The sequence below is a fragment of the Stenotrophomonas sp. genome (genome assembly GCF_032099025.1).
Lineage (GTDB): Bacteria > Pseudomonadota > Gammaproteobacteria > Xanthomonadales > Xanthomonadaceae > Stenotrophomonas.
This window is the reverse complement of sequence record NZ_DAMCID010000029.1, coordinates 14,599-15,846: the sequence shown is the minus strand read 5'-3', so window position 1 is coordinate 15,846 and position 1,248 is coordinate 14,599. Positions and strand designations below refer to the sequence as shown.

Below are 1,248 nucleotides of genomic sequence, written 5' to 3'. Positions count from 1 at the left end.
ACGGTCAGGCATCGCGCAGCCACGCAGGGCGTGGCGCTACGGTCAGGCATCGCGCGGCCACGCAGGGCGTGGCTCTACGCCCCAAGCCGCGCGTTGCCGCCAACAATCAATACGCCACGGTCGCAATCGTTCGCACGTACTGCGGCGTCTCGATTTCGCTGACGAACGCATCGGCGTAATCGGCGTAGCTGATCCGGCTGTGGCCATCGGCGCCCACCAGGAACTGCCTGGCCTGGGTGCGGAAGCCGCCCTTCTGCGGGCCGGGGCCGATCTCGGCGGCGGGCGAGTAGAACGTCCAGTCCAGGTCGTCGACCTTCTGCAGCAGGTTGAACGCCTTGCGGGCGGCCAGGGCAACCGGCTTGTAGGCGTCGGGGAAGCCGTCGGTGTCGACCAGCTGCACACCGGGAGCGACTTCCAGGGTGCCCGCACCGCCGACCATCAGGAAGCGCGGAACGCCCGCCAGGCGCGCCGCCTTCACCAGCGCGGCGGTCACGGTGGTGACCGTGGACGGGTCGTCGCCCGGGCGGGGGCCGAAGGCGCTGGCCAGGACGTCGTGGCCGGCAATCACCGCCGCCAGTGCGTCGGTGTCGTCCAAGGCGGCCACGGCCAGGGTGGCGCCGTCCAGTTCAGTGGGCAGGCCGGTGTCACGGCGCACGACGGCCGTGACCTGGTGGCCGCGGGCGAGGGCCTGGCGGGTGATTTCACGGCCGATGTTGCCGGTGGCACCGATGAGGGCGATCTTCATGTGGCGAGGTCCGTTGAGGGAGGAAGGCCAGCTTATGCGCCTGAAACCGGACGAAAAACCGCGTATAACGGCCTAATTTGTTGCGCGGATCGATCAAATGGACCGTCTTACCGCCATGAACGTGTTTGTCGAGGTGGCCGAGCGCGGCAGCCTGACTGCGGCCGCGGAGGCGCTGGACATGTCGCGGGCGATGGTGACGCGCTACCTGGCCGAGGTGGAAGGCTGGCTGGGCGCCCGCCTGCTGCACCGGACCACCCGGCGGATCAGCCTGACCGGTCCGGGCGAGGCCGCGCTGCTGCGGTTCCGGCAGATGCTGGCGATCGGCGCTGAACTGCAGGGCGAAGTGGCCAGTGACAACCCCGAGCCGCATGGGCTGCTGCGGGTCACCGCCAGTGTGTCGTTCGGGCAGCTGCACCTGGCGGCGGCGGTGGCGGAGTTCGTGCGGCGCCATCCGCTCACGCGGGTGGAGCTGCTGCTGGTGGACCGTGTGGTGAACCTGGTCG

Annotated in this window: 2 protein-coding genes; one reads left to right on the top strand and one right to left on the bottom strand. The window is 69.8% G+C overall.

What is annotated here, in order from left to right:
* Positions 1-106 precede the first annotated feature (106 nt).
* The gene (locus RT456_RS16615; RefSeq protein ID WP_313348164.1) at positions 107-745 is read right to left on the bottom strand and encodes an NAD(P)H-binding protein; all 639 of its coding nucleotides are present in this window, start codon (positions 743-745) and stop codon (positions 107-109) included.
* A gap of 97 nt (positions 746-842) precedes the next feature.
* Here RT456_RS16615 and RT456_RS16610 point away from each other — a divergent pair.
* A partial coding sequence (locus RT456_RS16610; protein ID WP_313348162.1) for a LysR family transcriptional regulator occupies positions 843-1,248 on the top strand: 406 nt, incomplete at its 3' end.